This window comes from Deltaproteobacteria bacterium, from assembly GCA_016234845.1.
GTDB lineage: Bacteria > Desulfobacterota > Deferrimicrobia > Deferrimicrobiales > Deferrimicrobiaceae > JACRNP01.
The window spans coordinates 1-7,546 of record JACRNP010000024.1 but is presented as its reverse complement, the minus strand read 5'-3'; the positions used below and the strand labels follow the sequence as shown (position 1 = coordinate 7,546).

At 68.9% G+C, this 7,546-nt stretch carries 5 protein-coding genes, 1 pseudogene and 1 riboswitch; all 6 genes and pseudogenes read right to left on the bottom strand.

The genetic code is table 11. The features are described from left to right. A partial coding sequence (locus HZB86_02030) for a GAF domain-containing protein (GenBank protein MBI5904324.1) occupies positions 1-2,221 on the bottom strand: 2,221 nt, incomplete at its 3' end. Positions 2,222-2,230: 9 nt separating this feature from the next. Further along, a pseudogene (locus tag HZB86_02025) lies at positions 2,231-3,483 on the bottom strand (glycogen synthase). A 13-nt stretch (positions 3,484-3,496) separates the two neighbouring features. After that, positions 3,497-4,492 carry a galactose-1-phosphate uridylyltransferase gene (gene galT / locus HZB86_02020; GenBank protein ID MBI5904323.1) on the bottom strand — a complete coding sequence of 332 codons (996 nt, stop codon included), beginning with the start codon at positions 4,490-4,492 and terminating at the stop codon, positions 3,497-3,499. Between the two features lie 43 nt (positions 4,493-4,535). Then, the gene (gene dksA, locus HZB86_02015; GenBank protein MBI5904322.1) at positions 4,536-4,892 is read right to left on the bottom strand and encodes an RNA polymerase-binding protein DksA; all 357 of its coding nucleotides are present in this window, start codon (positions 4,890-4,892) and stop codon (positions 4,536-4,538) included. Positions 4,893-4,996: 104 nt separating this feature from the next. Next, entirely contained in the window at positions 4,997-6,901 is a 1,905-nt protein-coding gene (locus tag HZB86_02010) for a TonB-dependent receptor (GenBank protein MBI5904321.1), read from the bottom strand. Between the two features lie 24 nt (positions 6,902-6,925). Beyond that, positions 6,926-7,124, bottom strand: a riboswitch (cobalamin riboswitch). After that, positions 7,102-7,546, bottom strand: a 445-nt coding sequence (locus HZB86_02005; GenBank protein ID MBI5904320.1) for an ABC transporter ATP-binding protein, incomplete at its 5' end; no start/stop codon positions are given. It overlaps the preceding riboswitch by 23 nt.

Below are 7,546 nucleotides of genomic sequence, written 5' to 3'. Positions count from 1 at the left end.
CGTGGGGGATCCCGCCGCCCGTGTCGGCCACCTGGAACACGACGCCCACCCCTTCCTCCGGGAGGGCGGGGCGCGTGGCGATCGTGAGGGTGCCGGTGCTCTCCATCGCCTGGAGGGCGTTGGACACGAGGTTCCATAATACCTGCCGGATCTGGTCCGGGTCCACGGAGATGACCGGGATCTCCGGGGACAGGTCCACCACGGCCGTCACGCGGGCGTGCTCGAGCTCCTCCCGGAACATCGCCAGGACCTCCCGGATCTCGCTGTTCAGGTCCACGCTCCGGAGCGCGGGAACCGCCTCGCGGGAGAAGTAGAGCGTCTCGTGGACGATCCGCTCCAGCCGCTGCACTTCCTTGAGGATGATCAGCGCGTACCGCCCGGCGGAATCCGCCTCTCCCCCGCGTCTTTCCGGTTTCGCCATCCTCCGGGCGAACCCGCCGATGACGGTCAGCGGGTTCTTGATCTCGTGGGCGATCTTGGCGGCCATCTCGCCCAGCGCCATGAGCTTCTCGCTCTGGAGCAGCCGGTCCTGCGTTGCGCGAACGTCGCGAAGCGCCCCCTCGAGCGACTCGTAGAGGGAGGCGTTCTCCACGGCGAGCGCCGCGTTGGAGGCGAACATCGTCAGGAGCTGGATGTCCTCGTCGACCAGGCCGCGCTCCTGGAACATGTTGTCGACGTAGACCGCCCCGCGCGCCTCCCCCTTGATCACGAGGGGGACGACCGCGAACGCGCCGGGATGGTTGCCGCAGAATCCGCCGTCGGCCGCGGCGGCAATTGCGCCGTCCGCCGCGGGGCACCCCTCCTCGGTCCGGACCGGACGCTTCTCGAGGACCGAACGCGCGATCAGGCAGGTCGCACGGGTCAGCGGAATCCGCAAGGCCTCGATCTCCGGCCAGAGCAGCTTCCGGATCACCTCCCCCGCCGCACCCGGGGCCCCCTCCCCGAGGAGCTCCCGCGGCAGCCGCTCGATCCTCCGGGCCTCCCGCTTGTCCCGGGGGCCCATCGCCATCCGCCCGACGAGGGATCCTCCGTCGTCGGACACCATGAACAGGATCGCCCGGCTGAAATTGAGCCCCCCGGGCGAGATCAGGGCGTACAGCATGATCTGGAGCAGCCGCTCCGTCTTGACCGTCGACATCAGCGCGCGGGCGACGTCGTACAGCGTGGAGATCCTCTGGACCTTGACCTGGTTCTCGTGCGCCAGCCGCTGGGCCTTCTGGAACATGGTCGCGTTCTCGATCATGTTCGCCAGCTGGGAGCACACCGTCTCCATCAGGTGCACCACCTCCATGTCGAACCGGAGCCGCGGAGACGAGGAGTAGTAGCTCAAGACCCCGAGCGACCTCCCCTTCGACACGATGGGCAGGCCGAGGAAGGACGTGACGCCGTGGCCCGCCAGGCCGTGATGATAGGGGGAATCCTCCGGGGCGTTGACCAGCAGGGGGCGCTTCTCCTGGTAGATCCGCTGGGCCACCTGCTTCCCGAGGGACCGGGGCTCCCGGCGGAAACCGGCCCTCCCGTACCCCTCGTCGGCCATCACCCGCAACCCTCCGCGCCCCTCCGCGGCCAGCCGCACGGTGCAGCCGTCCGCCGACAGGAGCCTCGAGGTGGTCTTGGAGATGTACCCCAGGATGTCCTTCACGTCGAAGGTCGAGGTGATCGCACGCCCGATCTCGTTCAGCGTGATGAGCTCGGAGACGCGCTTCCGGGCGTCGAGGTACAGGCGGCTGTTCCGGATCGTCCCCGCCACTTCCGTGGCCACCGCGCGCAGGAACGCCATGTCGTCCCCGGAGTACCGGGCCGCCGCAAGGGTGGAGAAGTTCATCACGCCGTACAGGTAGACGTCGTCCATCACGGGGACCGACAGGATCGACGTGAAATCCCGAAGCTCCCGGGGAACCGCCAGGGACGGCGGGTCCGTCTTCACGTCGGGAAAGAAGATGGGCGCCCGCTTTTGCGCCGCCTTCCCGGACGCTCCCTCCCCCGTTCGCACGACGAAATCCATCATCGTGCACTCCTCGATCCCCATGCTGGAGGAAACCCAGGGAATGAGATTCTCGCCGCGCGGCTCCCGGCGGTAGATGCAGACGCAGTCGGCGCCGCTTTCCCGGGAGAGGAAGTCGCAGATGTACTTCAGGCGGTTCTCGATCTGGATGTTCGAGTTGGAGATCTCGACGACCCGGGCGAGGAGGGGAAACCGCTTGTCCCTGTTCTCCGGCATGCGGGAATGCTACGCCTTCCGGCCCCGCTTCCGCAGCGCCATCCCGTAGAGGTTGACGTACTCCCGCGCCGACGCGTCCCAGGAGAAGTCCAGCGCCATCCCGCGGCGCACGATCGACTCCCACCGCGGCCGGTCGGCGAACGCCGCGAGGGCGCGGGACACCGCGTCCTTCAGTTCCTCGGCCTCGTACCGCCGGAAAGTGAACCCGGTGCCCTCCCCCGGGTTCCGGTCGTCGTCCGCCACCGTGTCGGCCAGCCCGCCCGTCTCGCGGACGATCGGCACGGTGCCGTACTTCAGGCTGTAGATCTGGTTCAGGCCGCACGGCTCGTACCCTTCTGCGCGGTCATCCGGCCGATGATCCCGACGACCGGCGCGTCCACCGGCGCCAGTCCGAACTCGGACAGCAGGTCGCGGCGGCACGCCGCCTTCCCGGAGAGGTCGCCCGCGGAGTAGTTCGCGGCGATCCAGCGGTCGGAGGCGGGATGCCACTCGCCGTCGTCGATCCCGTTCACGATGCCGTAGAGGTCCTCCCGGCGCTCGTACAGCACCCCCTCCAGCCCGTACCCGTACTCCGGCGTCTGGATCTCGCGGCTGTAGGTGGCCGACACCGTCGACAGGATGTCCGCGAACACGAGTCCCGCCTTCATCAGGTTGACCTTCCCGTAGAACTCGAGCCCCTGCGGGGTGAAGAGGTCCCATCCCAGCCCGGTCAGCGCCAGGTCGTGGTTCCAGAAGAGGCCCTGGTACCCGAGGTTGTGGACGGAGAACACCGTGCCCGTGGCGGAAAAGTTCCCCTGGCCGCCGTAGAGCGTCTTCACGTACGCCGGGATCAGCGCGGTCTGCCAGTCGTTGCAGTGGATGACGTCGTACCGGCGGCCGCTCCGGAGGATCCACTCCATGACGCCCCGGCAGAAGAAGGCGAACCGCTCGCAGTTGTCGACGTAGTCGCCGTCCTTGGTCCCGTAGAGGAACTCCCGGTCGAAGTACCGGTCGTTCCGGACGAGGAACGCGCGGACCCCGTCCCCCGCGTCGGTCTCCTCGACCGTTCCCTGCTCCTCGCGATGGCCGACGGGGACCCGGATCGCCTGCCCCGGACCGTCGACGGGGAACCGTTCGCGGTCGATGCACCGGTAGAACGGGAGGATGCAGTCCGCCTCGATCCCGATCCGGCGGAGCGCCTTGGGGAGCGCGCCGGTGACGTCGGCCAATCCTCCCGTCTTCGCGAAGGGGACGATCTCGGAGGAGGCGACGAGGACCTTCACAACCTGCGCTCCCTCACTCGGGCAGTTCGCGCATGTACTTCGCCGATTCCTCGGGCGGCGTCGGGTTGATGTAGAAGCCGGATCCCCATTCGAACCCCGCGACCTTGGTCAGTTTCGGCATGATCTCGATGTGCCAGTGGAAGAAATCGACCGCCCCTTCCTGGAACGGGGCGCTGTGGACGATGAAATTGAACGGCGGGTTCTCCAGGGCGAGGTTGAGCCGCCGCAGCGTCCGCCGGAAGACGGCGGCCAGCGCCCGCGCCTGGTCCGACTCGATCATCTCGTACGCGCACTGGTGGCGCTTCGGCACGATCCAGGTCTCGAACGGGAACCGGGGGGCGTACGGCGCGAACGCCAGGAATTCGCCGGTCTCCTCGACGATCCGCACCTTCTGCTCCATCTCCTGGACGATGATGTCGCAGAAGACGCACCGGTCGCGGAACCGGTAATACTCCCGGCACCCGTTCATCTCCTCCATCACCCGCTTCGGGACGACGGGGAGGGCGATGAGCTGGGAGTGGGTGTGGGCGAGGGACGCTCCCGCCGCCGCCCCGTGGTTCTTGAAGATGATGACCGACTTGAACCGGCGGTCCTTCTTCAGGTCGAGGAGTCGGTCGCGGAACGCCCACAGGACGTCCTCGAACCGCTTCTCCGGAAGGTCGAACAGGTCGACGTCGTGCCGCTCCGACTCGATCACGACCTCGTGCGCGCCGATCCCGTTCATCCGGTCGTAGATCCCGTCGGCCGCCTTCCCGAGATCCCCCTCGATGCGCAGGGCGGGGAACTTGTTGGAGACGACGCGAAGCGTCCAGTTCGGGTCGTTGGGCGCCCCGCCCTGGCGGTAGGCCAGGATCTCCGGGGGGGTCATCCGTTCGCTGCCGGGGCAGAGGGGGCAGACCCCCTCGCGGCGCGGGGGGGATTCCTGGGGGAACTCGTGGGGCCGCTTGGCGCGCTCGGTCGATATGATGACCCAGCGGCCCACGATCGGGTCTTTGCGAAGCTCCGTCATCCGGCCTCCGTGGGCCTCCTTCGGGCGGTTCCGTCCGGGAGCCCTACTTGACCTCTTCTTCCTCCGCGACGGTCTTGCAGTCGATGCAGAGGGAGGTCACCGGCCGGGCGATCAGCCGCTTCTCCTCGATCTCTCCCCCGCACCCGTCGCAGGTTCCGAACGTGCCGGCCTCGATCCGCTTGATGGCCTCCTTGATCTTGGCCAGCAGCTTCCGGTCCCGGTCGCGGAGGCGGAGGGTGAAGTTGCGGTTCGACTCGAGGAGCGCGCGATCGGTGGGATCGGGGAAGTTCTCCTCGCCGACGGTCGTCATGTCGACGACGGTCCGCTCGGCCCCCGCCATCAGTTCGTCCAGTTGCCGCTGCAGCTCCTCGCGGCACCGTTCGACGACACTGCGATCCATCGCTGCGAGCCCCCGGAGAATCGGTCTGATACCAAAATACGGTATCCCTTTTCCCCGGGGGTGTAAAGGCGGCGGGCGCCGGTGGACGCCCGCCGTCCGGGCCGTCAGATGGCGACCTCCGCGCCCAGGAGGAAGTGGATGCGCGGCGCGGGAAACCCCTTCCTCTCCTCGTGATCGCGGTTCAGGAGGTTCCGGACCTTCCCGGTGAACGCCACCTCGGGACCGTCCTTCGCCCCCGTCTTCCATCGGTACCGCGCGAAGGCGTCGACCCGCGAGTACCCCGCCCTCCGGATGTCTCCCCCGTTCGGCGGAGCATCCAGCATGTCGCTCTCGACGTGCCAGTCCACCCGTCCGTCCAGGGCCGGAACCGGGGAAAGGAGAAGGGACGCCGTCGCCCGCTGCGCGGGCACCCCGAGGATTCGCCGCTGCTTCGACGCGTCCCAGCTCTCCGTGTACGTGTAGGAAAGCTCCGCCGCGAACGGCCGGCAGAAGCGCCGGAAGGCGGTCGCCTCCACCCCGCGGGAGAACGCCCTCCCCGCGTTCCGGAGCTCCCCGAACCCCACGGGGCCCGGCGCCGACGGGTCGAACTGGATCAGGTCGCGGAACGACTGGAAGAACCACGCCGCGGACAGGGTGGCGTCCCCCCCGGCCGCCACGATGTCGGCGCCCGCCTCGTAGCTGCGCGTCACTTCGGTGGAAAGGGACCGGTTCCCGATGAACGGGTCGGTCTTCTCCGAGATCGTCGGCGTTCGGAAGCCGCGACCGGCGGCGGCCCGGACCCGTACCCCCTTCCCGCCGATATCGTGGAACGCGGCCAGCCGGGGGTTCACCTCGGTCCCCGCCTCGGAGTTCCGGTCGACGCGCACCCCGGCGCTCACCCCGGTCCCCTTGACCGGACGCCATTCCTCCTGCAGGAAAACGGAACGGTTGACGGTCGTTCCTTCCGTGTGGGTGTCGCCGAAATTCGACAGCAGCGTGTCGGTCGCCCGGTCCCGCGTGAACTCCACGCCGGCGAAGGAGGTCGACCGCTCTCCGGAGGCGGCCTTCGCCACCATGCCGAGATTCACCTTGCGGGTCTTCGTCTCGTCGTCGAACACGAAGGGGAACGCCTCGCCGGGATCGGCCGGGTCCTTTTCCTTCGAGAACTCGTTGTAGACGCTTCCCGATGCCGTCACGGACAGGGAACGGGAGAACCGCACCTCCCACCGCCCCCCGGCGAGGGAGCCTCGCCGGACGGACCGGTGATTCGCGTCGCGGGGCGTTCCGAAGTCGATCGGGATCCCCTTGTCCGCGTCGGTGGTCAGCACGAGTGCGTGGACCCGGTTCCGGTCGCCGAGCCGGACGTCGGCGCCCCCGAGGAACGAGACGAGGGAGACGTCGTCGTTGGGGTGGATCCCCCGGCTCGTCAGCCCCCCGGCTTCCAGGTGGAAGGCGCCCGGGGGCCCGCCTCCCCGGGCGAACCCGTTCCACTGGAGCGTGGAGAAGCTCCCTCCGGCGATCCCCGCGCCGTACTTCCGCTCCGCGCCGGGCGCCGGCGGCAGGAAGTTCACCACGCCGGACATCGCGTTGGAGCCGTACAGCGCGCTCTGGGCGCCGCGCACGACCTCCACCCGGTCGAACCGCGCCGCCGGGAGCGCTCCGATGTCGAACTGGCCCAGCGTCGGGCTGTTCACCGGGAATCCGTCGATCATCACCAGCGTGCCGGTCGCCAGCCCGCCCCGGATCTTGATGTTCTCCCGGTTTCCCGCGCTCCCGGCGCGCTGTACGTCCACGCCGGGAACCGCCCGGAGGACGTCGCCGGCCATACCCCCTTCGGTCAGAAGGATCGCGTCGCGCGTCACCACCGTCGCGGACGACGCCTGCTCCGAGACCTTCTCCTCGATCCGCGTCGCCGTCACGACCACCGGCTCGGTGCGCAGCGCCTCCCCGGCGTGCGCCGCCGCCGTTGCGGCGACGGCGACGACCGCCGCGGCCAGCCGGATCATCCCTCTTCGTGCATTCCCCGCCATTGCTCCTCCTTCCCCTCGAAAGGGAGTGGGTTGATGCAGGGCGGTCCGGATCTTCTGGCTTCCGGCGGCCTACTCCCCGCGCCTTCCCGTTCCCGTGCGGGAACAGTGGCAAACACGCGGGTTTCGTTCCGGTTTACAGATGCGGGGGCAGCGACGGACTCTCACCGTCTTCCCCGGCTTCCGCCCTGGTATTAAAAAAATTACCGCCGCGGGTTCTCCCGCAGCGGGGTGACGCGGATGGCGCCGGTGGCGGGATTCCGGTCGCAGGCGACGGAGATCCCGTACGCGGCCCGCACGTTTTCCGGCGTGAGCACCTCCTCCGGCTTCCCCTGCGCCGCCACCGTCCCGCCCGACAGGAGGACGATCCGGCTCCCGTACTCCGCGCACAGCGACAGGTCGTGGGACGCCACCAATGCGGCGATCCCGCACTCCTCCGAAAGGCGCGTGACGACCTCGTAGAACGCCACCCGGTGCCGGATGTCGAGGAACGCGGTGGGCTCGTCGAGCAGCATCACCCGGGCGCCCTGGGCGATCGCGCGGGCGACGGCGGCCCTCTGGCGCTCCCCGGCGGAGATCTCCTGGAGTCCCCTCGCCCGCAGTTCGGCGATTCCCGCCATCCCGAGTGCCGCCTCCACCTGCGCGCGA